Genomic DNA, 24,928 nt, shown 5'->3' on the forward strand with positions numbered 1-24,928 from the left:
CCTCCCTGGTTGCCTTAATTTAGCCAAGTCAAGTCCGAGGAGCCTGCCTACCTGGAAGACCAGCACCGCCATCACCCAGCCCAGTACCAGGCTGTAGCCGATGGCAAAGGCAGTCCAGCCCCAGGAATTGGTTTCCCGGCGGATGGCTCCAATGGCCGCCACGCAGGGGATGTAAATCAGGGTCATAACCATAAATGCGTACGCTGAAAGGGGCGTCCAAGATTGAGCGATGGCCGCTGTCAAGCCGTCTTCCTCTACACCGTAGAGGACGCCCAGGGTGCCGACGACCACTTATTTAGCCAGGATGCCAAATACCAGGGCTACCGCCGCTTCCCAGGTGCCAAAACCGGCCGGTTTAAAGACCGGCGCCAGTATAGTTCCCAGTCTCCCGATCAGGCTCTCCTGGCTGGCGTATGCCACGCGCCCAGGGGTAAGTTGGAAAGCACCCAGATTAGCACCACGACACCAACAATAACGGCGCCGGCCTTGCGAATGAAGGAACTCCCTCGTTCCCACATGTGGATCAAAGTGCCTTTTAGAGTCGGTACCCGGTAAGGCGGCAGTTCCATGACAAAGGGAGCTGTTTCTCCTTTAAAAAGAAAGGTCTTAAAGATTTTTCCCATGATAATGGCCAGCACAATACCTAAAAGGTACAGGGAAAAGATTACCCATCCCTGTTTAGCCGTAAAGAAGGCACCGGTGAAAAGGACGTAAACCGGCAAGCGGGCCGTGCAGGACATCAAGGGGTTAATAAGAATAGTAATCAAGCGGTCCTGCCGGCTTTCCAGGGTTCTGGTAGCCATGATGCCCGGTACGTTGCAGCCAAAGCTAATCAAAAGCGGGACAAAGGATTTGCCGTGCAGGCCCAGGGCGTGCATCAGACGGTCCATGATATAAGCAGCACGGGCCATATAACCGCTGTCCTCCAGGAAAGAAATGGCCAGGAAGAGCAAGAAGATGGGGGGTATAAAGACAAGCACCGAACCCAGACCGCCGATTATCCCATCCGCTATGAAGGAAGTCAGGAGTTGCGGGGCACCCAGGGCTTCCAGCCAGGCGGTAGCAAGGCCGGTTAACCCCTCAAAGGCGCTTTCCACCCAGCCAATCATGGGGTCACCCAGCTTAAAGGTAAATTGGAAGACAGCCCACATAGCCAGGAGAAAAATCGGCAACCCCAGGTATCGATTAGTTACTATGCTGTCAATCTTATCAGATAAAGTAAGCCTTTCTTCCAGGATCTGGCGCCTGGTAACAGCCTCTTTTACCAGGCCGTTGATAAAACCATAGCGCCGATCGGCAATAATGGCTTCTACTTCTTCTCCTAAAATTTCATTAAGTTGCTTTTTGCTTTTGGCTACCTGTTCAAGGACCTGTTTGGCCCCTTCTTTTTGCAACTCTGCCTGAAGGCGTTCATCGTCTTCCAGAAGTTTTATTGCTAGCCACCTGGCAGGGTATTTGGCGACAAGATTCGCGTCCTGCTTTATAATTTGCTCTAATTTATCCAGTTCTTTTTCAATTTCCGTTCCATAGTTCATTTTTAACGGCTGGCATGTTTTCTCCTGGATCTTCTTCGTAACCGTAGCCACAAGTTCCTTTATACCCTCGCCACGCGTGGCTACGGTCGGCACCACCGGAACCCCTAACGCTTGCGCCAGGCGCGGGATATTGATTTCGATCTTGCGTGCCCTGGCCTCATCAAGCATATTTAAGGCGACGACGACATTGGCCCCCATCTCCAGCAATTGGGTAGTCAAGTACAAGTTGCGTTCCAGGTTGGAAGCGTCGACGACATTGATAACGGCCTCAGGTTTATCAAAAAGGATAAAATTGCGGGCGATAAGCTCGTCCTCACTGTAAGCACCAAGGCTATAAGTCCCAGGCAAATCAACAATATTGAAAGTTTGTCCTTGGTAGCCGAGCTTGCCCTCTTTTTTCTCTACCGTCACGCCTGGCCAATTGCCGACATGCTGGCGCGCCCCAGTCAAATCATTAAAAATGCTGGTCTTACCTGAATTAGGATTGCCCACCAGGGCAATAACCTTTTCCCTTTCAGGTTTAGCCAGTGCTGCTATACCCATGGGTTCTCCTCCTTAAAATGTCAGTTTATGTCAGTTCTTAAGAAATCTTTAGTATGCCTACCATTAACTTAACAAATCCTGTTCCAGTAAACGTTCTCTATAATTCTTCTACCATAATCTTATGGGCCATACCTCTCCCGATTGCCAAGCGGCCGCTCCCTGAACCATCCCCTAGCGAAATGATTATAGGTCCAAAGTTATCATTGCGGATAATCTTTATGGTTGACCCGCGTACCAGGCCCAGTTCTGTTAGCCGGCGACGCAAACTTATGCCGCCAGCGATTTCTTTAATAACTGCCTCCTGGCCTGTATTTAAAAATTCTAGGGGTAATAATCCGTTGCTCATACCCGAACACCTCTTAACATTATTTAAGAAGATCTACAAAAATAGCGGCTGCTTCTTTTTTGCGTAAGCTCAAATGGTAACCCTTTACTTTTACTTCTATAGGGTCGCCCAGAAGAGCTGCTCCTGCGACAGCCACTTCAGTACCAGGAACTACTCCCATGTCCAAGAGCCGGCGGCGGAGTTCGCCGGTAGCGGTAATTTTAATCACCCTGCCGCGAGAGCCCTTCCCCAGTTCGCTTAAGGCCCGTGTGCTAATGGTTTCTAAAGCCTCCATGACAACAGCCTCCTTTCCTTCTTTAAGCAAATTAAGGTTGCTTAATTTTCATTAAAAGATAATGACATTCATTCTCATTTGGTTAATAAAAAAATACCACACAGGTAAATAAATTGTCAAGCCCTTCTTAAATAATCAAATAGAGTTGGCAGGAGTTAAATTGCACTTAACTCACATTCTCCCTATTTTCCCCGCTTTCACTCCACATCAACTCCGCTTTTGTGCTTATTTTCACAATTAAGTATAGCTTAATTCGCTTTTGCTGGTATTCTGCCTCGCAGTCGCCCGGTAATCCCGGGTTTTTGGGCGTGGCCCACCTCCTATCTGGCGCAAATAATGTGCAATATTGACTAGCTATAACTTTAGGATATAATTGAGGTAAGACGTGACTTACTTGTAAGGTAGGTGTAGTAAAATTGCAGGATATGATAAAAGTATCCAGCAAAGGCCAGTTTGTGTTGCCTGCCAAATCAAGGAAAAAAGCTTCTATAAAAAAGGTGATATTTTAATTGTTAACCTGGTGGGAGATAAAGTTGTAATTGAACCTCTTAATAAATCCAAAAAAGAAGATTGGCAGCAGATACTTGAAGAAACAGCAGGAATCTGGCCGCATGTAGACTCAAAGTATGTCGAGGAACTCCGTTCAGCCGCCCAAAAAAGATTGGAGGAAACCCTGTGAGGGTAATATTTGATACGAATATTTGCATTGATCACCTGCGCGGTTTCAGGCCTGCTACCGATTATCTTTTGAGATGCCAGGACATGGAACGATGGATCAGCGCCATAACCGTTATGGAATTATATGCGGCGCCGCATATTACGGCTAAACAACAAGAAAAAATGGCCCGGCTGTTCGATGGCTTAAATGGGATAGCGGCAACAGCATTACATCTGGACGCTGTTCTCGCCACGAGGAATAAAAAGCATTTTGATTTTATCCCTGGAATAGTTGTTGACTGTCCTTATTAAAACTGCAGCCCAAGAGCAGCAGCGGCCCTTCCCTGGTGGTGATGATTAAAGACTAATCGCCGGAGAAGATCCTTCCAGAGATCTTCTGTTTTCGAGCTACACCTGGGACGACGAGGGGGAGGCGGGGGTAAGCACTTCTAGCCCTGGTACCCGTTTGAAATGTTCTACATTTAATGTAAACAGGGGCAGGTTGCGCGCCAGGCAGATGCCGGCAATAAGGGTCTCAGGCACCCCAATTACCTTCCCGCCAGACCGCAATCTATTTTCGATCATAGCCGCCGCCAGGGCCATAAGTTTAGCCCGTGTTTCATTGCTGATTTCAATGGTAGTGCGCATGTTTAATCACCTCATATAAGTAAACTAGTTTGCAAATACTTACATGTCAATAATGCGGGAAAACATTAATGGCGGCCGGCGGGATAGTGCAGTAAACTGTGCTGCCCGGCGCCAGGGAACAACCTTTATCTTCCTCACTGTATTTCCTCCCATATTCCAATTATCAATGCCCAAAAGAACAATACTGCTCGTAGCCGACCAGGCGGGCAATGCCGCTGATGGTTACCCCGTAAAAGACAACCGGTTTCCGGCCCACAATTCCAGGCAGGGTGTCATTTACCGCTGTAGTCCCGGTAGCCAAGATCAGGTCGCTCCATTCAATAATTTCTGCTGTATGCCGGGCGTCTTCTATAATAATACCGTTTTTACGTTGACCGACATTATCCGGGTCCAGGTCGGTTACCCGGATCGGGAAATGACCGGCCAGGCTGGCCACCATGGCCGGCTGCAGGCCGATAAAGGCAATCCGGGGATTGCCGAAACGCTCCCGGACGTATTCTACCAGGCGGGCGGCACACCGGCCCGGTTCTTGATCGCGGCAGTGGATGGTCTTATCTACCAGCTTTAGGTGCCGCATAACGGCATTCAAGGCGGCTATAAATATAGCCCGCTCGTAGTTGTTACGTAACGGCAGGGCCAGGACTTCCTTAAGGGTGCCCTGGTAATTCCCCGGCATATCGGTATATGCCTGCCCCACCGCGCCAGCAAAGGCGGCCTGGAGCATCACTTCTTTACCTTTCAAGAGAGGGAAGTCCTGACGTTCCGGCCGGCCAATGGCTTCTTCGGGGGTCAGGGGCCGGGCGCTGACCACCTGGATTTCTTCCTCACCGCTCAGGTGCCTGTCTTTTACCAGCCTGTAAAATTTTTCTCTGATGCCTTCTAAGAACTGCATCTAAAGCTATCCCCTTTCCTGGCTAATCAGCAACAAATTAAAAACGCCGTCTCCACGGCGGAGCGGGGTTTAACTAAAAAAGCCAGAGCTCTCTCTTATAGCTAACCCCCTCCTTTTCAATACCTGGAAGGCATACCCGTTTCCCGGTACACCCCGTGGACCAGCGGTCCAGGCCAACCTGCCATGGGTTGCTCCTTTAGGCCAGGATGGCTCAGAGGATGTAAATATTTAAGCATATGTTCTTTATATTATTCGCTGTAAGAAAGCAAATTCCTGCCAGCAGTACTAATTTTATAATATCGCCTAAAACAGTTCTCCTGGTGCTGCTGTAGAAGGTCGCCTTTAAACCTGCTCCGGACACTATAGAAATTCCTGTAACAAGCATGGGTGTATGGAAACTAACCTTCCGCTTCAATATAACATTCCCTGGCAAACAGAGTAAAAAATAACCCCTGGCATCTATTCTACCAGGGATTTCATATTGAAGGAAGCCAATTTAGCTTTTATTGGGGGTCAACAATAGCCGGTAGCCGCCGGCCACCTTTTCCACCTGGACCTGATAACCCCAGTTTTCTGCCAGCCGGGATACGTTTTCTCTGGAGGTTTCATTATCAGTCAATACTGCCAGGGTTTGGCCAGGATTTTGTTCCATGGCCTTTTTTGTCTTTACTACAGGTATGGGACAGGAAAGCCCGCGCACATCAACTTCCACCATAAAAACATCTCCTCCTTTTATCCTGAAGTTACCTGGTGCAAATACCGCTCCAGCTGCAGAGATTTTCCCTGAAAACACCGGGCAACTGGTCAATGATTTCGGCAACACTGGTGGCAGGCGTCGGGTTTGCCCTCTGGCCTGCTGCCCGGTTGGCTTTTGCGCTGATGCTTGCCGCCTGTTCCAGTTCCAGTTCAGCATAAGTAAAAGCAGTGACCATACCGGTGATGGTATCGCCCGTGCCGCCTATGCACTCCATTTGGGGAACATCCGGCTCTTTAATCTCATCAACGATAACTCCATCTTTTACTATATAATCGACAGCTCCTTTAACCAGGAGGCATTTGGCCGCACCCCCGTTAGCATAAGCGCGTTTAATTAGTTCGGGTACGCGGGCGAAGGCATCCTCGAACAGATGGCGGCTGATATAAGCCGGGTGGACGGCTTCAGGGTCGGCCAGGAAAGCAATTTCACTGGGGTCCGGGGTGAAAATATCAAAGTGGGGCGCAACACCTGCCGCCTTTGCCGCGTACATGGAGCCGGCATCGGCAATTAGCACCGGCCGGGGGCGGCATTTTTCTATTGCAGTATAGAGCTTTTGCATTAACGTAACGATGGGTAGACAATAATGGAGAGCTAAAACCCTGGGCGCCAGCTCCTCTATATGTTCTATCAGATACTGGTAAATCAACCTGCTTCCTTTTCCTGTGCCAATATCGCCTGCCAGCAATACCCGGGGCGGTTCCAACCCGAGGTGACAGGTAGTGGCCAGAGCCGCACTTACCATGGCCATTGTCCCCTGGGTACAGGGCAAATAATGACCGTCGACCCGAAGATTTTTCCCTTCCTTTTCCACCCGGCCAAAGATCAGGGGCATGTCTGTTACTGGGACGGTCCCGGCAATAAGCATCAATTGAGCGCTACCCCTTTCCAAATTTCTAAAGCCTTTTCTAAGGCGCGGTCGAGCATCAGGGCGCACAGGGTACGGCCTTCGTCCTTGGGCCGGGGAGCTGCGGCCAGGTGGGTGCCCACCAGCCTGGTATAAAGATAGGGGATATCGGGACAGCCTCCACCGGAAATATTAACTATCCCACCTGTCTTTATATCAAAAACAAGTTTCATATTACCTGACTTTATCATAATGTGCTCTGCAAACCGGGTTACTTTTTCTACCTGTAGGGGTTCCATCTCGCCCTTGAAGGGATAAATACCCATGAAGGACACCTTGCCGGTAAGGGCCCTGGCTACTGCCGTTTGCTCGACCAGGTCGATTTCCAGGGCCAGGTCGCAGCCTTTGCGCATATCGGGCGGGGGCGCTACCAGTTTGCAGTCGAAGTCGGCTTTTTTCAACACCTTTTCGGCTTTCATAGCTTCTTCCACCGTAGTGAAAATTACCAAACCCCTGGCGTCAGCAGTTCCGGCCCGGGCCTCTAAGCTTTTTTTCAGCCAGCTTAAAACCATTTGGCATTCCCCTGCTTATTACGTTAATCTAGACTCTCCCGCATAAAGAACCCGACGCCAGCGGCGAAAACCAGACCTATTATTACGGCTGTGGGCCCGTAGGGGCCGGGGCCCTGGGGGCTGGAGGCGAGTTGGAAATTGTGGGCAAAGGCAGCCCCTGCCAGCATGCCCATTATAGCCACTCCTGCGTCGGTGTCACCTTCACCGGCGAGAACTGTTTGCCGCAAGGGACAGCCGCCCAGCAAGGTAGCGGTAAGTCCGGCCAGAGTCATTCCTAAAAAATTCCATAATTGATTTGTATGGGCCACGGGCTGGCCCGCAAAACCGATGTTAATTTTACCAAGGATGGCGTTAACTACTAGAGCCCCCGCAAAAAAGGCCACGATGCCACTGAAGAGGTAGGTATCCTTTACCAGGAAAAGATCGCGCCAGCCGCCGACAAAACACATCCTGGTTCTCTGGGCTAAAAAACCGATAATTAAACCTGCCGCCAGGGAAACTCCCAACAGGGCATGGGCAGCGCCGGGGCCTTCCTTGCTGAAGAAAATAAATGAAGGCCTGGCAATAGCAAGGAGGAGCAACCCCAGCATGAAGAGCGGCATCAACCAGCCGGCCGCTGTATAGGTAGATTGCCAGCGGCCCAAGTTGAAACCTCGCTTGAGAAAATAAATACCCATCAAAGCACCTGCCACTACCCCCGCCAAGCCGGCGACAGCGTTCAAGTCACCGCCGGCAAGGCGCAATACAGCCCTTACCGGGCATCCTAAAAACACCAGGGCACCTATCATGAAAAAGGCGCCCAAAAAGAACCGTACCAGGGGTGCCGAGCCACCGCGGGCCCGGAATTCACCGAAAACAAGAGCGGACAGGAAGGCCCCTAAAGCGATCCCCATAATTTCCGGCCGCAAATACTGGACTATCGCTGCCCGGTGCAGACCTAGGGCGCCGGCAATGTCCCGGTAGAAACAGGCGATACAAATGCCCATATTGGCGGGATTGCCAAGGTAGGTCATAAAGGCTGCCAGGGCTCCGCCAACAAACCCTGTCATAATCATGAAGTTCTTTGGTGAAAAAACCCTATTCATTTATTTAAAACACCTCCGCTTATAAAATTAATAGGGATAAATATAAAATGATTAAAGGATTTGTTCCACCCCCCTTGCGTCCTTTTTTTGATCGGGATATTGGTCACCTGTTTATAACAACCATTTCTATCCGCCGGAAGGACATTCCTTCATATTTTGTATGACTTTTTGTTATACCTATAAAACAAAACAGGGCTTTAAAAATAAAAAATGGTTCAGAGACCTTTTAAACAAACTCTAAAAGTTCTCTGAACCGTACAGCAAAATCCTGCTGGTAGTTTGGCAATTACTCATACATCGCCTTGAACCCAGATGCCAGGTAATAATCAAGAGCCTCATCAATCTCGATTCCCGTTAACCCGGCAGCTACCAGCATACCCATCATTTCGCTGCCCGGCGGGATCTGGTCCCCGGCTATAACGCCCCCCAGGGATCTATGCAAATTATTTATGGTTTCCCTTGCTTTCGTATGGCAGATAACCACCCGCCCGCCTGGTTTCAACACCCGGGCCATCTCTTTTAAGGCCTTAAGTTTATGGGGAAAATGGGGGAAAGCCGAGTTGCAGATGACCTCGTCGAAAGTAGCATCCGGATAGGGTACGGAAACAACGTCGGCGCAAATGAACTCCACATTAGCGGGGAACCCTTTACTTTGCGCCCGTTCCAGCATGGCCTCGGCTATATCCAGGGCCACTATCCGGCCAGCAGGGCCTACGGCAGCCAGTAAATAGGGAATTAATATCCCTGTGCCGCAACCCACATCTAACACCGTGCTGCCGGGAGCAATGTTCAATCCTCTAATAATTGTTTCCAGCTTGGCTTTTTCTTCCGGCGCACACAGGCTGTCCCAAATATCAGCCTTGCTGTTAAAATACTCGCGGTGGGTAAGCATATAACTCCCTCCTGCGCTCGCATATTGTTTTAACCCGTAATCACTCATTTTCTTGCCACTGTTTTACCTTGCGTTTCGGGGAGAAAATTGTTGCCAGGACAAAGATAACGGCCGAAGTAAGGACTATCGCCGCCCCGCTGGGAACATCCAGGATATAAGAAACACCAAGCCCCGCCCAGCAGGAAAGGACACCAAAAAGCGCCGCCAGGAAAAACATGTATTTCAAGCTATAGGTAAGCTGGTAAGCAGCGGCTGCCGGATTTAAAATCAGATTAAAAATTAACAGGCCGCCAATGCTGCGCAGGGAAGCGGTTACCGTTGCTCCGGTAAGAAAAAGGATACTGTAAAAGATGGCGTCGGCAGGTATGCCTACCGCCCGGGCCATTTCCCGGTGAAAAATAACCGCCTGGATCTCTTTAAAAAACATGACGACCAGCCCGGTAACTATGATCGTCACGACGGCCAGGAGCCAGAGATCCGCTGTCGTGACCGTCAGGATACTGCCCCACAGGAGTTCTAAGGCCTGGGTTTTGGGACCGGGCAATAGGCCCATAAAAAGGAAAGCCAGGCCCATAGTTATGGAAAATATGATGCCGATGGGCGTATCGAGGTTAAATTCGCCCCGGTCGGCCAGGGGCCCGATGGCAGCCGCACCGGCCAGGCTGAAGATTATGGCTCCCAGCAATGGTTCAAACCCCAGCCAGGTAGCAAAGAGGGCGCCGGCAAAGGCGGCATGGGAAAGGGAAACCCCAGGTCCCATTTATCTGTCCCAGGGAGGCCGCCGGGAAAGTTGGAAATAGTAACCCTGGGTATTCCCAGTTCCTTAGCCATGCCGGCGCCGGCATCCGGCCCGCTCTGGAGATTATCAATTATTAATTGCACACCTGCCTGCCGGCCCTTATCTACCAGTTCCTTCACTCGCTGCGGTGTAAGTTCTTCCGGACGGCCATAAGTACCTATAACCTGGAAACCGGCCCAGCGAACAAAGCCCTCTTGCTGGTCGGAGCAAAGAACTTTCAAGTTCCCCGCGCCCGCTGCCTGCAGGCGGGCCTGCGTTTCTTGTCCCACCCTGGCTGCCTGGTCAACAGCTTCCTGGGCCTTAGCCTTATAGTAATCTTTATTAGCCGGGTCTTTCTCTGCGAGTATACTGGCTACTGCCTGTAACGCCTGCTGCCATACCGGAGGTGCCATCCAGTTACCCTTTACTGCCACCGGAACTACTTCTAACTGGGGATTATTGGCGGAAGCCACCAATTCTTTGGTAAAAAGTTTACCCTGCCAGTCATGCATCAGGAAAACCCGGGCCTGGCTAAGTACGGCTACATCGGAAGGCTTGATGTCGAAGTGTCCGGGGCAGGAGGCCGGCGGGATAATATTCTTTACTTCCACCCTGTCCTACCTACTTCCTGCACAGCAGTCATCAAAAGAGAGGTGCCGGTTACTACCTTGAGCTTATTACCCGTCTGCCGGGAATTACAACCAGTAACAACAAATAGCAAAAGGAACAGCAAAACGATCTTGGCCAGGAAACGACCCATGGTTCTTGAGGAAAACATAATATCGACCTCCCAAAATTTCGGAATGCCGTTCTGGCCCGGAGCCTATTCCTGGCAAATAAAAAACCATGGAAGCAGCTCCGCGCCGGCGAAGAACCTCCATGGTTCTCTTTTTCCCCTGGCTACCTGCCAGGTAATTTAGTCGCTAGTTATATTCGTCACTGGTTCAAAAATTCCTCCTGTCAACAAAGCAATTTTTTAATTTCCGGTTCCCCAAGCCATTTTACATTGTTAACCTGGTGGGCGATAAAGTTGTATTGGCATCGATCACCTGCGCGGTTTCAGGCCCGCTACCGAGTATCTTTTTAGATGCCAGGATATGGAACGATGGATCAGCGCCATAACCGTTATGGTTGCCCCCCTCGTCATGGCACAACCGTCAGCACCTCGACCGTGTTTATCTCCCGGCAAGTCGCCCTTCAAGTAACCAGCAGCCCGCTATTTAATCATTTCCAGGAAAGCGTCAATCCGGACCTTGAGCTGCTGCAAGTCACTTGTTGAATAGTCAGTCTCAATTGGTAGAAAAGGCAGTCCCTCTTTTTCCTGGACCAATTTCTTAATGCTATAAGACTCAATATTATACGTATGGCAGGCCTGCCAGGTGAGATCGATTACCCCATCGACCCTGTATTCTTTAATAAGACGTTCCAGCAATTCTAGACGGCCCCGATTGGGGGTTAAACAGGGACAGGGTACTTGCAAATACTTGGCAGCAATTGCCTGCAAGGGATCGCCTTCCTCATCCACAAGGGGCTCCAGGGCTTTAATGCCGCTGCAGGATTCCAGGCAAACAACCACCCCGCCCCCGGCCTCCACGAGTTTAATCACCTTCTCGGAACCCAGGCCTACCGGACAACCGGTTAAGAGTATTCGAGGTGAGCCCGGTGGTGCCGCAGACACGCCCCTGGCCATCTGTTCCTTTACCGCCAGAGTGACCTGGCGAATCACGGCCGTACCGGCGGCTATATCGGGAGTAAAGCCCTTTGCCCAAAGCACCTTCAAAAGATCCAAACCCGATAACGGTGCTGGGTCGTGCCGGTTTAAGCGATGAAATTCCAGCAAAGCCCGGCATTCTTCATTAACCAGGCGAATGGCTTCCTGCAATTTTGCCGTTGTGATTTCAACAGCAAATTCCCTTTCCAGCCGTTCTTTGGCTTTAAGTATTTCATTATACCAGTAGGCAAAGGCGTCTTCGCCCAGCGAGGTGGGCGGTAAATTGAGAATATGCATGGGTTTATATTCCCTGAGCAATTCGTACATCTTGATCTTGCCATCACAGGTGGTTTCGGCAATAAGCAGGTCGGCAAAATAAAAATAAGGACAACTCCCGGTAATGGCAAAGCCAAAACTGGATTTAATTAACGGACAGAGGTTCCGGGGAAGGATTTTTTCAGCCTCGGGAATCGGTTCTTGCCTGGTACCACATAAGGAAACTGGGATGGCACCGGCGGCAATGATGAGTTCCTTGGGGGTAAAGGCACAATAAGTGCCAACTACCTTTTTCCCCTGGTCTTTCAACTTTTTGATTTCCAGGACATTTCTTTCCCGCAAATCATCAAAATACGCCAGTGGTTGATTGGCCATCTTGATGCTCCTTCACCTTATCTATTAAATTAGCCACCTCAGTAACCGCCGCCGCAGCATCGGGAGCATAGGCATCAGCGCCAATCCGCCGGGCAAACTCGGGGGTAATGGGGGCTCCTCCCACTATAACTTTAACTTGCTCCCCTTGACCCCCTTGTTTTAACGCCCGCACGGTCTTTTCCATGGACTTCATGGTTGTGGTGGTCAAAGCCGACAGACCCACTACCTGGGGCCGGCATGCCCGTACAGCTTCAACAAACTGCTCCGGGGCTACATCTTTACCCAGGTCGATAACCTCATAATCATTAGCTGTTAACATCAAACCAACCAGATTTTTACCAATATCGTGCAGGTCTCCCTGAACAGTTCCCAGCACAATCTCGCCCCGGGTGCCATGCCGCTTTTGCACCAGTACCGGCCTGATAACCTCCAGGCCGGCGTACATGGCCTGGCTAATCAACAAGAGCTCAGGGATAAATACTTTCTGTTGCTGGTATAATTCCCCGGCCCGGTTTATTCCCTGGATCAGGCCTCCCTCGAGAATGGTAATTGCATCCACCTCCAGTTGCAACCCTTTCTTGGTCAGCGTTGTTACTCCTTCACTATCGCCTTCAAGCAAAGCTCGTCGTAAAGAAAGCAACAACCGGGCCTGGGAGGGAGATAAACGGGGAAAGTTCCTGGCTGTTTCCACAAAAGCACTAATATTCGCTGCCGGGACTTCAAAGGGCAAAGTGCATCCCGTACTCACAATAAAGTTGTTGAACGGCAGCATAGCCGTTAGCAGGTTAGCAGTAGCTTTTACTACCTGCTGGGGTGACCCTTCCAGCATCACCCCGACGGGATCGATATTACCGATTAGAACTACATCCTCCGGCATTTGGGTTGCCAGGACAGGTAAACTAACCCTGCTGTCCAGGCTCAAACCCTGGGCGCCTGTGGCCAGCATTTCTTTAATCATGTAACTGGTATCGCCACAGATATGGAGTATATCCATGGCCGGGAAAGCCGCAAAAATCTCCTGGATATACCGGCCGGAAAACTGCCAGAACTGTGCTGGTGACAGCAAAGAGCCCAGGGGTTCAGAAATCCAGAGGATATCCGCCCCCGCTGCCAGCAGGGCTTCCCCGTATCGTTTCAAAGCCCGGGTACAAAAGGCCAGGAGAGCATGCAGAAACTCGGGGTCAGTAATTGTTTTCATGGCCACGCCAGCCGGATCGCAGAGGGCACCAGCTAAAGTAAAAGGGCCTGTCAAGGAACCTATCACCGGTTTGTCGGTCCGCTGCTTTATCAAGCGAATGGCTTCAAGATTTATCGGGAGACGGCCGTCACGGCCGGGTTCCGGTAAGTTTAAGTTGGCCAGCGCCTCTGGTCCAGTTATTGGATGCTCTACCAGCACCGGGGCGCCATTATCTGGATAACGCGCCTTTAAGCCCATAGCCTCAGCCTCTACCACCAGGTCAGTAACCGGACGGATAAAATCGATCTGGAAACGTTCCGCCAGGTAGCAGGCCGTTTCTGCCTGGAGAGAAGCGGAAAAGTATACTTCTTTCAATGTAACGCCTTTCATGGCTGCACCAGGAAAACTGCCAATGAAAAATACCAGATGCCGCCCGGATTGATTCACCAGGTCAATGAGCCGCATGTCTTTACCCCCACACCGTTTATTCAATCGAGCCGATCAGGCTTTTATCACCTGATAACCACCATTAATATCCCCAGGGGAATTGCTATGACTGTACAATTGAGTATATTCGACGTCTATCCCCGGTTTCCTGTTATATTTACTATAACTATTTGTTATGTATTATGCACAAAAAAACCATGGGAGGAATCCCCTTATCCACTCCCATGGTTCCAGGTAGCTACATACTGGCTGGCTCTTATTTTATTCCTCAACTCTTAACTTCTACCTCAGCCAAAAAAGGCTGTAATCTGGCCGCAATGTGGTCTAAAGTTGTCTCCGGGTAAGGAAGGAGTTCCCGCAAGCCGGGGTTCAGGAGGGTTCCGGCGGGCCGGAATTGTTGCAAAACATAATGCCGGGCTCCAGCCAGCATTTGCCCTATAGCCAGGAGATCTTCCTCCTCTAACAGGCCGGGAACTACCGTGGTACGAAATTCGTAAGCCACCCTGCTGTTTTTAATGAGGGCAATGCTTTCCTTGATAGCCTCCAGATCCGCCCCGGTGCCGGTTAAGAGGTCATACTTCTCCGGCGGCGCTTTCACGTCCATGGCCACGTAGTCCAGGAGGTCACCGGCCAGCAGCCTGGCTATAACATCAGGCTGCGAACCGTTGGTATCCAGTTTGACTTTAAAACCGCGGGATTTCAGGGTGCGGACAAATTCCTCCAGGCCCGGCGCCAGGGTTGGCTCACCCCCGGTTATACAAACGGCCTGCACCCAGGAGCGGCGCCGAATCAACAGGTTTAAAACCTCCGCCGGGCTGATTTCCGGCAAAACCGAAGGGCGCAGCACCAGGTCGGCGTTGTGGCACCAGGGGCAGCGGAAATTACACCCGCCCAAAAAGACGGTAGTGCAAACCTCGCCGGGGAAGTCCACCAGGCTCGTTAACTGGATACCTCTAATGACGATAGGGATCACTTCCTTAAAACAGGCAACCTAAACTGCCGCCTGGCGTGTTTGTTCGTCGCCGCAGGAGACAGGACGGAAGCCCCGCCGTTCCCGGAACTCCTCCTGCTTGCCTTTATTCCAGTTCTTCACCGGCCGGTAATAGCCGACGATCCGGCTCCAGACCTCTGTTTCCCGGCCGCAGGCCGGGCATGTCCAGTGCTCGCCGGAAAGATACCCGTGCTCGGGGCAGATGCTGAAGGTAGGCGTAATAGTGAAATAGGGCAGGCGGAAATTATGCATCACTGTCTGCAGAAAACGTCGGCAGGTTACCGTATCCGTCACCCTTTCCCCCAGGTAGGCGTGAAAGACCGTACCCCCGGTATATTTTAGTTGCAACTCGTCCTGGTGCTCCAAGGCGGTAAACACATCGTCAGTGTAGCCGACCGGCAAATGGGTGGAATTGGTGTAATACGGTTCGTTTGTCCCGGAGGTGATAATATCAGGATAAAGACGCCTGTCCAGTCGGGCCAGGCGGTAAGAGGTACCTTCCGCCGGGGTGGCCTCCAGATTGAAGAGCTGGCCGGTTTCCGCCTGGTAGGTGGCCAGGACAGAACGCATAAAGTCCAGGATTTCTAAAGCCAGGCCCCTCCCATCGCGGGTCTCGATACCTTTCTTCATGAAGTTCAAGAGGGCCTCGTGCATGCCCACGATACCAATGGTATTAAAATGGTTCTCCCAGTACCTACCGAAACGCTCCTTAACCTGCCGCAGGTAGAATCGGGAGTAAGGATAAAGCCCCTGCTCCGTCAGCTTCTCCAGGATGTTGCGCTTGAGGAGCAGGCTCTCTTTGGCCAGGTCCATTTTCGCTTTTAAACTGGTGAAGAACTCTTCTTTCGATGAACTCACGTAACCCAGCCTGGGCAAATTAATGGTTACTACGCCGATAGAGCCCGTAAGGGGATTGGCGCCGAAAAGACCGCCGCCGCGTTTCTTCAGTTCCCGGTTATCCAGGCGCAGGCGGCAGCACATGCTGCGTACGTCTTCGGGCTTTAAATCGGAGTTGATAAAGTTGGCAAAGTAGGGGATGCCGTATTTGGCCGTCATGGCCATGATCCTGTCTGCCACCGGGCTTTCCCAGGGAAAATCAGGCGTGATGTTGTACGTGGGTATAGGGAAGGTAAAAATGCGGCCCCGGGCGTCCCCCTCCATCATCACCTCGCAAAAGGCTATATTCAGCCAGTCCATCTCTTGCTGGAAGTCGCCGTAGCATTCCTTACGCCGCTCGCCGCCGATGATCACCGGCTCGCCGGCTAAAACCTGCGGTACGACCACATCCATGGTCAGGTTGACAAAGGGCGTCTGGAAACCCACCCTGGTGGGCACATTGAGATTAAAGATAAACTCCTGCAGGGCCTGCTTGACTTCCCGGTAGTCCAGGCCGTCGTAACGGATAAAGGGAGCGAGGTAAGTATCGAAACTGGAAAAGGCCTGGGCACCAGCTGCTTCTCCCTGCAAGGTATAAAAGAAATTGGCTATCTGCCCCAGGGCCGTCCGGAAATGCCTGGGCGGCGCGCTTTCCACCTTCTGCCCCACGCCGGCAAAGCCGCTTTCCAGTAAATCGGCCAGGTCCCAGCCACAGCAATAGGGCGCCAGCAACCCTAGATCGTGGATATGAATATCGCCCCTTTCATGGGCCTCGCGGATAGCCGGCGGGTAGACCTTTTCCAGCCAGTACCTGGAACTGACGGCGGCAATGATATGGTTGTTGAGGCCCTGGAGGGAATAATTCATGTTGCTGTTCTCATTAATCCGCCAGTCCTGACCGTCAAGGTAGCCCTGGACCATTTCCTGCACGTTGACCAGGAGGTGGCGAAAATCCCGCCATTCCGCATGTTGTTGCCGGTAAAGGATATAAGCCTTGGCCGTCCGGGCATGGCCGTTCTCAATCAATACTTTTTCCACCAGGTCCTGTACGTCTTCGACGGTAGGCAGCCTGTCGACAAATTTTTCCGCCAGAAGGGCCGTCACCTGGTTGGCCAGTTGGCTGGCCTGGCGCCGGTCCTGGCCCCCGACAGCCTGGGCCGCTTTGTAAATAGCATTGATAATCCTTTCCTCGTCAAAGTCCACTACCCGGCCGTCGCGCTTGATGATTTTCTTCGGTATCATGATTAAACTTAATCTCCCTTCACCTATGAAAATGAAAAACCCCAACCACGCCTGCGTAGCTGGGGTAAATCCTCCCTTACCTCACCTTCACCATGGCCGTGGTTTTACGGTGCAATCCCACGGGCAGGTCTCCTGGCTCGGGTTCAACGCTCCCTGCTGCCTTCCCAGTCCGGCACTCAAGCTCCTATCTACCCTACTCAGGCTACTTCTTATTAAAACTATTAAGATATTAACCCGTAGGGGGAAAAATCTTGCTGAGTGCTGGACCAGTGGCTCCTTTAGCAGGTGCTCCCCCTCACAGTGGCGGCACCGCACCGGATTCCCACCGGCTTCCCTGGCACCCGTTGGAATGTTTTTCTGGTAATACACTGTTCGACAAAGATGCAGCAAATTCCTGCCCGACCGCGTGTTCACTTCATACCCGCCTACGCTTCCCCTGTGTTCAGGGGCGGTTCTACTTCTTTTCTTGCTTTTTATAAGGACATTTACTGCAAAGGGAGGGGTCTTCGAAGGAAATCAGGCAGTAAGTCCCTTCTTCCTTCCAGCAAGGCTTGGCACAGCCTATACGCTCAGTTTTATGGGAACAGGACGGGCAGTCTTCTAATAACCAGCAAGGATAAAATGCCAGGTAGTGTTTCAAAGAGTTTAAATTAAAGCCCTTATCTATAAGCCTTTTAATAAAACGCAAGCGCTTCAAGTCATTATTGGAGTATAGACGCCGCCCGTTCTTCCGGGCGGGTTGTATGAGCTTATGCCTCTCCCAAACCCGCAGGGTGCCCGGCTGGATGCCAAGTAGCTCAGCCACAACGCTTATTGGGTACAGCATTTGTTCGGTCATAGATAGTCGCCTCGCCTGGCAATCGGGTTATAAATTTAATTGCAGCTCTATTTTACGTTAACCTGTTATTTTAAATCAAGGTTTTCCTGTTTCGTTTCCTAAAAGCATCTTTTATGTTCAATACAAGGTTTTTTATAATTTTTTTTGTAAGTTTATTGACATCGTTATTAACAGGAAATATGATATAAGTAAAAATAAGATTAACCGGGACGAAAAAATTAATGTTTCCCATCGGTATGGTTATCCAGGTGTTAGATATCTCTGCGAACCACCTGCGGCGCTGGGAACAAAAAAACAGCAAGCGTTGTAATCTTTCCACCCTTCCAGCCTATCTCGCCTTTTACCCCTGGTGGCAGGATGTTCGAGGCCGTTCAGGAAGCTCCGTAGAAACAGCGACTACAGCCACGCGCCCCTGCTGGCAGAGAAGAAACATGTACTGCCAAGGCAATGATGGATAAACTTCAGGAGGAATCTTTAAATGCCTTTTTCACCCGCCATTGAAGAGAGTCTTTTTCCACCCCTTTATCAAAATTTACATGAAAAAATAACCGGTGCCCTGGGAGAAGCTACCCTACGATCTTGCCTTACCTGCGGCGTCTGCAGCGGCGGCTGTCCCACCGGCGATATAGGCGCACCTGTTGATCCCCGTAAAATCGTCCGCCTGCTCCTATGGGGGATGGAGGACAAAGTCCTGGCATCGGACATGATCTGGCTCTGCACCATGTGTGGCCGCTGTACGGTTTACTGCCCGGTAGGTGTGAATATGGGCGACCTGGTCCGGGCCCTGCGCAGCCACCTGGCGGAGGAAGGCCGGGTCCCCGAAAATTTACAAAAAGTTGTTGATCTAGCAGTTACTTCTGGTAATAATATGGGGATCAGCCGGGAGGATTATCTCGATACCCTGGACTGGATGCAAGAAGAACTCCAGGCTGAGTTCGGCCCCCGGGCGGAAATACCGGTAGATAAAAAAGGCGCCAGGGTAATGTACGTTATCAACCCGCGGGAAGCAAAGTTTTTCCCTCTATCCATCCTGGCGGCCGCCAAGGTGTTTTATGCCGCCAGCGAGAGCTGGACCCTCTCCAGCCGCTCCTGGGACGCGACCAACTACGCCCTTTTCTCCGGGGACGACAAAGCCGGCGCTATCCTGGTGCAGCGCCTGGCGGATGAGGTGGAGCGCCTGGGCTGCCAGGAGTTGATCATGACCGAGTGCGGCCATGCCTTCCGCGCCATCCGCTGGGGGCCCGAACGCTGGCTGGGGCATAAACTCCCCTTCCCCGTACGCAGTATTGTCCAGCTAATGGCCGAATACCTGGATGCAGGCCGTATCCGCCTGGACCCCTCCCGCAACAGCGAGCCGGTAACCTATCATGACCCCTGCAATCTAGGCCGCAAGGAAGGTATCTTTGAAGAACCGCGGCGGGTACTGCAGGCAGCGGTCACCGATTTTCGCGAAATGACGCCGAGCCGTGAGAATAACTACTGCTGCGGCGGCGGTGGCGGCATGCTCTCTTTGAGCGAGTTCGGCCAGGAACGTCTGGCCAAAGGCAAGGTTAAAATAGAGCAAATTCAGCGCACCGGGGCCGGGATAGTGGCTACTCCCTGCCACAACTGTGTTGATCAATTAAATGACCTTTGCCGTCATTATCATCTCAATGTTAAAGTTAAGAACCTGGTCGAATTGGTAGCCGATGCCCTGGTAATCGCTGGTAAGGAGTGAGACTTTAATAATGAAAAAGGATGCGCTACCCGTAGCCGTCCTGGGAGCCGGCATCGCCGGGGTCCAGGCGGCCCTGGACCTGTCCCGTCTCGGCTACCAGGTCATTCTATTAGAACGCTCTTCCCGGCCAGGCGGTAAACTTACCGCCCTGCCAAAGACTTTTCCTACCAACGACTGCAGCGCCTGCGTCTTGTCCCCTCCGGACAGCTTCTTCTGTATCCGTTCCCCCCACTTTATCAAGCAAGGGAGCGATAATATTACCCTCCTCACCGGTGTTGAAGTAAAAAAATTGACCCGTAACCCCGGCAACTTTAGCTTGCATTTTTACCGGGAAGGCCGGGAGGAGGAATTAAACGCGGCGGCTCTTATCCTCTGCCCCGGTTACGAGGAGTATCTTCCCGCCAACCTGGATGCCCGCTACGGTTACGGGCGTTATCCAGGGGTTTTGACCGGCCTGGAGTTAGAACAGCGCCTGGGGGCTGAGGGGTACCTGTGCCGCCCCGGGGATAATGGTCCGCTGCAACAGGTGGCCTTCATCCAGTGCGCCGGTTCCCGCGACCCTGCCGGGGGAGTGGCCTACTGTTCGGCCGTCTGCTGTATGTATGCCCTTAAAGAAGCCTTGATGCTTTACGAGGGAGTCGCGGCGCGTAAATTACCCTTACCGGAAATAACCCTCTTTTACATGGACCTGCGCACTTACGGCCGGGCATATGAAAGCTATCTGGCAAAAGCCCGGCAAGAATATGGTCTTAAGCTGGTGCGCTCGCGCATTCATAGCATAATCCAGTTGCCCGGCAACCCGAGGCTCACTATCCGTTACGCCCCGGAAGAGGGCCCGGCCCGGGTAGCAGAGTTCGACCTGGCGGTCCTGGCCACCGGCCTGCGGCCGCCGGATGGGGCCAGGGACCTGGCTGCCGCCCTGGGGATAGAACTCGATACCCATGGCTTCTGCCAGACCTCCCCCCTTGCCCCCGTCTCCACCCCACAACCGGGTATATTTGTCGCCGGCGCCTTCAGCGGCCCCTGTGATGTCATCGATGCCGTCACCCAGGGTTCGGCCGCAGCTACGGCCTGTGCCGCCTGGCTAAAAGAAAACGGCGCCGGTCCCGTTAAATCGCCGCTATTGCCACCCTCCTCCGGTGCTGTCGACCCTTCTCCCCGGACAGGGGTGTTTATCTGCGGGTGCGACCGTTTGGCTGCCAACCTGGATTTAAAAGGGCTGGAGGAATACTGCCGTTCCCTGCCCGGAGTCGATACGGTACGAGAATTATCCCTTTGCGATCCCCAGGCGGGCGAGGAGTTCCTTCGGGCTATAAACGAAAACGGCCTGGGCCGGGTTGTAGTAGCGGCCTGTAGCGCCCGCGCCCTGGAACCGGTACTTAAGGCCCGGCTCGACCAGGCAGGTTTGCCGGGTGTGGGTCTAAAAATAGTTAACATTCTTGATCATGCAGCCCGGATCTATAGCGGCCGGGTGGAAATGGCTACCCGCAAGGCCGGGGACCTGGTGCGGATGGCTATAGCCGGGATAAAGGCGACGGCACCTTATATGAATGATGCTATCACGGTTGCGCCCGCAACCTTGGTAATCGGCGGCGGGGCGGCCGGCATGACTGCCGCCCTTCACCTGGGGGATCTGGGTTATGAGGTGCACCTGGTAGAAAAAGAATCGCAGTTAGGTGGTAATCTCCTCCGTATGCAGCGGACCTTGAGGGGGGCCGATGTGCAAGCCTGGCTGGCGGGACAGATCCGGCGCCTCATGCAACATCCCCGCATCCATGTCCATCTGGACGCTAGAATCCTGGATACTAGCGGTAAGCCGGGTAGTTTCCAGACGGAAATCGAGATTGCCGGGGAAAGGAGGGAAAGCATCACCCACGGTGTTACCATCCTGGCGACCGGCGCCGGGGAAAAGAAGACGCAGCAGTATCTCTACGGCCAGCACCCGGCGGTCGTAACCGCCCTGGAACTGGAAGACCTCCTTAAAACCCGGAGCCCCAGGCCGGCCGGCGCCCAAAGGGTGGTATTCATCCAGTGCGTAGAATCCCGCGATGCCGGCCATCCCTATTGCAGCCGCACCTGCTGCAGCGAAACCTTAAAAAACGCTTTAGAACTCAAGAAGATCAACCCGGCGGCCGCAATCTACGTCCTCAACCGGGATATCATGGCCTACGGCCTGCAAGAACAGTGGTACGAGGCCGCCCGCTCCCGGGGTGTCGTGTTCCTGCATTACCAGCCCGGAGAACCGCCCCGGGTAACGCCCCTTGCCGCCGGCACGGGGCCCGAGGACAAGTTACTGGTCCGCGCTTACGACGCCATCCTGGAAGAAGAAGTGACGATTGAGGCCGACCTGCTGGTGCTGGCCACCGGTATGGAACCCCCGGCGGAAAATAGACGCCTGGTGGCTTTATTCCGGGTTCCCCTGGACGAACGGGGTTTCTTCGCTACCAGTCATCCCAAATTAAAACCCGTCGAGACGCCCGTACCCGGCATCTACACCTGCGGCCTGGCGGCAGGCCCCGGAAACCTGGAAGAAGCCCTGGCTTCAGCCCAGGCCGCCGCCGGCAAGGCAGCAGCCGACCTGGCCCGGGAGCGCTACGAACTCCACCGGCAGGTAGCCCGGGTAGAAGGCGCCTGCGCCGCCTGCCTTACCTGCGTGCGGGTTTGCCCCCATGGTGCCCCTGCCATCAAGGATCACCGTTCCCATATCGACCCCCTCCTCTGCCAGGGCTGCGGCGCCTGCGTAGCCGCCTGCCCGGCCCGGGCCATTACGTTGACCGGTTATAGCCCCACAGAAATAGAAGCGGAACTCCAGGCCCTCTCACCGGAAGCAGGAAAAGTTCAATCCACTGTTATCTTCACCTGCAGTTACTGCGCTTACGCCAACAGTGAAAACGTCGGGAGCACATCCTGCCCGGATGACGTTTCCATATTGCAGGTGCCATGTTTGAGCCGGGTAGGTACCCTGGAAGTCCTCAGGGCTATCGAAGCCGGCGCCCGCCAAATTGTATTGACTGGCTGCGTTGCAGGCCAGTGTCACTTCCGTCCCGCCAGGGCTTTCGGCAGCCAGGGTCCCGGCCCGGATCCCATGCTCTGCCAGGAACAGGCCTGGCGTCGCGCCAGGAAGATACTGGGCGAACTCGGATTTGACGAAGACACGGTAAAGGTTTTACGCCTCCCTCCCCCGACCCCCGGCCGGGGCCAACCGCTAATTTAGCTGCCCGGCGGTTAAACCCCCGGCTTGAAAAGACGAAAGGAGTGCCGGTATGAAACGCACAGACATTCTGGTTGCCGGTGGAGGTATTGCCGGGTGCACCGCGGCGCTGGCTGCCAGGCGATACTACAGCGATAAAAAAATCACCCTGGTACGCCGGGAAGTCAGGGCGCTGATGCCCTGGGGCCTTGCTTACGCCTGTGGTGCCGGGTCATTAAATGAGTATATCCTGGGCGACTCCCGGCTTTATAAAGAGGGAATTGAACTGGTAATCGATGAAGTGACGGCCATTGATCCCGGGGGTAAACGGGTTACCACTGCCTTTGGTGAAAAAATAGCTTACGATAAACTGATCCTCGCCATTGGTTCTTCGCCGGTCACTTCTTTACTTCAAGGAACGGAACTCCCGGGCGTTTTTGTTTTGAAAAAAGAGCTTCCCTACCTTAAAAGCCTTAAAGAGCACCTGGCCAGGGCCAGGAACGTGGTTATCGTTGGTGGCGGGCTAAACGGCGTAGAACTGGCAGCGGCCTGCAGCGCCAACCACCAGCTTCACATCACCCTGGTAGAACAACTACCCCATTGCCTGTCCGGGGTCTTTAATGACGATACTTGCATTTTAATAGAAGAAAAACTGCGCCGGAAGGGTGTTGCCATTATAACCGGAGCGGCAGCGGAAGGACTGGAAGGCTGCCATCGAGTAGAGGGTGTCAGGCTAACGGGTGGACGGACTTTACCTGCTGATGTGGTGGTCCTGGCCACCGGTATCGTACCCAATACCCTCCTGGCCCGGCAGGCCGGTCTGGCAACCGACGAAAATGCCGGCATCCTGGTGGATGAGTATATGCAGACCAGTGCCACCGATGTCTTTGCCATCGGCGACTGCGCCGCTCAAAAATCCCTTGTCCCTACCGGCGGTTCTCTTACCAGGCAGGCTGGACCGGCCGGCCACGAGGCCCGCGTAGCCGCCGCCAACCTCTTCGGCCTGAAGCGAGCCAGGGAAATTACTGTTAAGAAGATCTCTGTAGCTATCGGGGACCTGGTCTTTGGCTCCGTGGGCCTCATAAAAATTTCCCTTGCGGAGACCGGGACCGGAATGCCGACCACCGCCCTTGCTCACGATGTGATCGCCAAAGATCTGGCGGTCAAGGTAGTTTATGTCCGGGAAACCGGGGCCACCCTGGGCGCTGAGGTCTACGGTAAACCCCTCATCCGGGTGCGGGAAACCATGAACAATCTCGCGTCTGCTATTGAACGGCAAACACCCTTTGCCGGTCTGGCCCTGGCCTAATCTGACTAAAAAAGCGATAACCGATCACATATGCCAGTGGGGTGCGCCAGCCGGCGCCCCCAAATTTATCCTCCAGGACGGTGCGTTTTCAATCGGGAACGACGGTAACCGGTTCGTCCCCCGATTTTAACTATCGGCTTTTAACTGTCAGTGGGAAGTAACCTCACCTCCAGCCTGCGGCGGAAACGCTGCAGGATTTTTACGAAGCTGGAGCCAAAGAATAGATAAAAGGCGGCGTTCCCCAGGGCATGGATGGTATCCAGCCAGAAGCTGGCGGCATAGGTGGCCACAAAGGACTGCCAGGTCAAGGGGTGGATAAAGCCCGTCCAGGTCCACAGGTTCATAATCCAGCCAAAAAGGTACCCCCAGAGAAAGCTAAAAACCGTCATTACCTTATTACCCGCACGGGGAAAGAAAATTTTCAACACACCCGCCGAGGTGCCGGCCAGCCCCCAGGCAAACATCTGCCAGGGCGTCCACGGCCCTTGGCCCAAGAAAAAGTTAGAAACCAAACCCGCCGTGGACCCGACCATAAACCCGGCCCGCGGCCCGAAAACAAATCCCGAGATAATTACCATAAAAGTGGTAGGCTGGATGTTGGGCAAACCTGCAAAGGGGACGCGACCAGCGGCGGCAATGGTGCCCAGCATGGCAATTACGGCCACCTCCCGGGAGGATACCCTGCCCTGTTCAAAACCCCAGTACATTAGGGCCAGGGCAATAATGATTATCAACAATGCCAGCAAACCCCACCCCTGGCCTAAAAGAAGTGCATTGATCTTGATGCTGGCCAGCAACAAGCCCAGGATAAACACCAGGGCCAGGGGAAAAAGCATTTTACGCCAAAACGCCACTATCATAACCTCCCAAACCTTTGCCAGGGTTAAACAGCCGTGCTCGAAATCTGGCCCGCCGGTACGGGCACCTTTCGAGCCGGGCGGCGGGCCCCCTGGATG

23 protein-coding genes, 1 pseudogene and 2 riboswitches are annotated in these 24,928 nt (G+C 53.1%); of the genes and pseudogenes, 5 read left to right on the forward strand and 19 right to left on the reverse strand.

Annotated elements, in window-relative coordinates; all coding sequences use genetic code 11:
• Positions 1-27: 27 nt before the first annotated feature.
• From feoB to MOTHE_RS06915, 3 genes and pseudogenes are all read right to left on the reverse strand, one after another.
• Positions 28-2,078 (reverse strand): annotated as a pseudogene (gene feoB, locus MOTHE_RS06905) (ferrous iron transport protein B); the annotation flags it as partial.
• A gap of 97 nt (positions 2,079-2,175) precedes the next feature.
• Positions 2,176-2,424 carry a FeoA family protein gene (locus tag MOTHE_RS06910; protein WP_011392945.1) on the reverse strand — a complete coding sequence of 83 codons (249 nt, stop codon included), beginning with the start codon at positions 2,422-2,424 and terminating at the stop codon, positions 2,176-2,178.
• A gap of 19 nt (positions 2,425-2,443) precedes the next feature.
• Positions 2,444-2,698 (reverse strand): FeoA family protein, encoded by a 255-nt coding sequence (locus MOTHE_RS06915; RefSeq protein WP_011392946.1) that lies wholly within the window; start codon positions 2,696-2,698, stop codon positions 2,444-2,446.
• A 520-nt stretch (positions 2,699-3,218) separates the two neighbouring features.
• Between MOTHE_RS06915 and MOTHE_RS13285 the strand changes: the two genes are divergently transcribed.
• Positions 3,219-3,377 carry a hypothetical protein gene (locus MOTHE_RS13285; RefSeq protein ID WP_158499104.1) on the forward strand — a complete coding sequence of 53 codons (159 nt, stop codon included), beginning with the start codon at positions 3,219-3,221 and terminating at the stop codon, positions 3,375-3,377.
• Positions 3,374-3,667 (forward strand): PIN domain-containing protein, encoded by a 294-nt coding sequence (locus MOTHE_RS06920; protein ID WP_011392947.1) that lies wholly within the window; start codon positions 3,374-3,376, stop codon positions 3,665-3,667. Before MOTHE_RS13285 ends, MOTHE_RS06920 begins: the two co-directional genes overlap by 4 nt.
• A 96-nt stretch (positions 3,668-3,763) precedes the next feature.
• Here the strand turns inward: MOTHE_RS06920 and MOTHE_RS06925 are convergent, their stop codons facing one another.
• The 15 genes from MOTHE_RS06925 to MOTHE_RS14260 all read right to left on the reverse strand — a co-directional run bounded on the left by MOTHE_RS06925 (position 3,764) and on the right by MOTHE_RS14260 (position 17,756).
• Positions 3,764-4,003 carry a type II toxin-antitoxin system VapC family toxin gene (locus MOTHE_RS06925; protein ID WP_011392948.1) on the reverse strand — a complete coding sequence of 80 codons (240 nt, stop codon included), beginning with the start codon at positions 4,001-4,003 and terminating at the stop codon, positions 3,764-3,766.
• 163 nt (positions 4,004-4,166) lie between these two features.
• Positions 4,167-4,895: a Rossmann-like domain-containing protein gene (locus MOTHE_RS06930; RefSeq protein WP_011392949.1), complete on the reverse strand. Its 729-nt coding sequence runs from the start codon at positions 4,893-4,895 to the stop codon at positions 4,167-4,169.
• Between the two features lie 92 nt (positions 4,896-4,987).
• Positions 4,988-5,124: riboswitch (molybdenum cofactor riboswitch) on the reverse strand.
• Between the two features lie 267 nt (positions 5,125-5,391).
• Positions 5,392-5,610: a sulfurtransferase TusA family protein gene (locus MOTHE_RS06935; protein ID WP_011392950.1), complete on the reverse strand. Its 219-nt coding sequence runs from the start codon at positions 5,608-5,610 to the stop codon at positions 5,392-5,394.
• 28 nt (positions 5,611-5,638) lie between these two features.
• A complete protein-coding gene (locus MOTHE_RS06940; protein ID WP_011392951.1) occupies positions 5,639-6,517 on the reverse strand; it encodes an NAD(P)H-hydrate dehydratase in 879 nt (292 codons plus the stop codon).
• Positions 6,517-7,068 (reverse strand): putative Se/S carrier protein, encoded by a 552-nt coding sequence (locus MOTHE_RS06945; RefSeq protein WP_025774959.1) that lies wholly within the window; start codon positions 7,066-7,068, stop codon positions 6,517-6,519. The genes MOTHE_RS06940 and MOTHE_RS06945 overlap by 1 nt, the downstream gene beginning before the upstream one ends.
• 23 nt (positions 7,069-7,091) lie before the next feature.
• A complete protein-coding gene (gene yedE / locus MOTHE_RS06950) occupies positions 7,092-8,153 on the reverse strand; it encodes a YedE family putative selenium transporter (protein ID WP_011392953.1) in 1,062 nt (353 codons plus the stop codon).
• 286 nt (positions 8,154-8,439) lie between these two features.
• Positions 8,440-9,045 (reverse strand): class I SAM-dependent methyltransferase, encoded by a 606-nt coding sequence (locus MOTHE_RS06955; protein WP_011392954.1) that lies wholly within the window; start codon positions 9,043-9,045, stop codon positions 8,440-8,442.
• A gap of 40 nt (positions 9,046-9,085) precedes the next feature.
• Complete coding sequence (locus MOTHE_RS06960; RefSeq protein ID WP_235551355.1) at positions 9,086-9,730, reverse strand: metal ABC transporter permease; 645 nt, start codon at positions 9,728-9,730, stop codon at positions 9,086-9,088.
• Positions 9,715-10,434, reverse strand: a complete 720-nt coding sequence (locus MOTHE_RS06965; protein ID WP_053094840.1) for a metal ABC transporter substrate-binding protein — start codon at positions 10,432-10,434, stop codon at positions 9,715-9,717. The genes MOTHE_RS06960 and MOTHE_RS06965 overlap by 16 nt, the downstream gene beginning before the upstream one ends.
• Positions 10,425-10,601 (reverse strand): hypothetical protein, encoded by a 177-nt coding sequence (locus tag MOTHE_RS13290; protein ID WP_158499105.1) that lies wholly within the window; start codon positions 10,599-10,601, stop codon positions 10,425-10,427. The genes MOTHE_RS06965 and MOTHE_RS13290 overlap by 10 nt, the downstream gene beginning before the upstream one ends.
• Before the next feature lie 438 nt (positions 10,602-11,039).
• Positions 11,040-12,185 carry a double-cubane-cluster-containing anaerobic reductase gene (locus MOTHE_RS06970; protein ID WP_053094841.1) on the reverse strand — a complete coding sequence of 382 codons (1,146 nt, stop codon included), beginning with the start codon at positions 12,183-12,185 and terminating at the stop codon, positions 11,040-11,042.
• Positions 12,157-13,854: a uroporphyrinogen decarboxylase family protein gene (locus MOTHE_RS12800; RefSeq protein WP_162490058.1), complete on the reverse strand. Its 1,698-nt coding sequence runs from the start codon at positions 13,852-13,854 to the stop codon at positions 12,157-12,159. The genes MOTHE_RS06970 and MOTHE_RS12800 overlap by 29 nt, the downstream gene beginning before the upstream one ends.
• Before the next feature lie 223 nt (positions 13,855-14,077).
• Positions 14,078-14,782, reverse strand: a complete 705-nt coding sequence (locus tag MOTHE_RS06980; RefSeq protein WP_011392958.1) for an anaerobic ribonucleoside-triphosphate reductase activating protein — start codon at positions 14,780-14,782, stop codon at positions 14,078-14,080.
• An 18-nt stretch (positions 14,783-14,800) separates the two neighbouring features.
• Complete coding sequence (locus MOTHE_RS06985; protein WP_011392959.1) at positions 14,801-16,918, reverse strand: ribonucleoside triphosphate reductase; 2,118 nt, start codon at positions 16,916-16,918, stop codon at positions 14,801-14,803.
• Positions 16,919-17,023: 105 nt separating this feature from the next.
• Positions 17,024-17,278: riboswitch (cobalamin riboswitch) on the reverse strand.
• Positions 17,279-17,372: 94 nt separating this feature from the next.
• Positions 17,373-17,756, reverse strand: a complete 384-nt coding sequence (locus MOTHE_RS14260) for a MerR family transcriptional regulator (protein WP_011392960.1) — start codon at positions 17,754-17,756, stop codon at positions 17,373-17,375.
• 478 nt (positions 17,757-18,234) lie between these two features.
• Between MOTHE_RS14260 and MOTHE_RS06995 the strand changes: the two genes are divergently transcribed.
• From MOTHE_RS06995 to MOTHE_RS07005, 3 genes are read left to right on the forward strand one after another with little or no spacing between them, the layout of a single operon-like run.
• The gene (locus MOTHE_RS06995; protein WP_053094842.1) at positions 18,235-19,473 is read left to right on the forward strand and encodes a (Fe-S)-binding protein; all 1,239 of its coding nucleotides are present in this window, start codon (positions 18,235-18,237) and stop codon (positions 19,471-19,473) included.
• Positions 19,474-19,483: 10 nt separating this feature from the next.
• Positions 19,484-22,687, forward strand: a complete 3,204-nt coding sequence (locus tag MOTHE_RS07000; RefSeq protein WP_053094843.1) for an FAD-dependent oxidoreductase — start codon at positions 19,484-19,486, stop codon at positions 22,685-22,687.
• A gap of 49 nt (positions 22,688-22,736) precedes the next feature.
• Positions 22,737-23,972: an NAD(P)/FAD-dependent oxidoreductase gene (locus tag MOTHE_RS07005; RefSeq protein ID WP_011392964.1), complete on the forward strand. Its 1,236-nt coding sequence runs from the start codon at positions 22,737-22,739 to the stop codon at positions 23,970-23,972.
• A 140-nt stretch (positions 23,973-24,112) separates the two neighbouring features.
• Here MOTHE_RS07005 and MOTHE_RS07010 read toward each other — a convergent pair whose 3' ends face one another.
• Positions 24,113-24,832: an ECF transporter S component gene (locus tag MOTHE_RS07010; RefSeq protein ID WP_011392965.1), complete on the reverse strand. Its 720-nt coding sequence runs from the start codon at positions 24,830-24,832 to the stop codon at positions 24,113-24,115.
• Positions 24,833-24,928 lie beyond the last annotated feature (96 nt).

It is taken from the genome of Moorella thermoacetica, from assembly GCF_001267405.1.
GTDB classification, from domain to species: domain Bacteria; phylum Bacillota; class DSM-521; order Neomoorellales; family Neomoorellaceae; genus Neomoorella; species Neomoorella thermoacetica.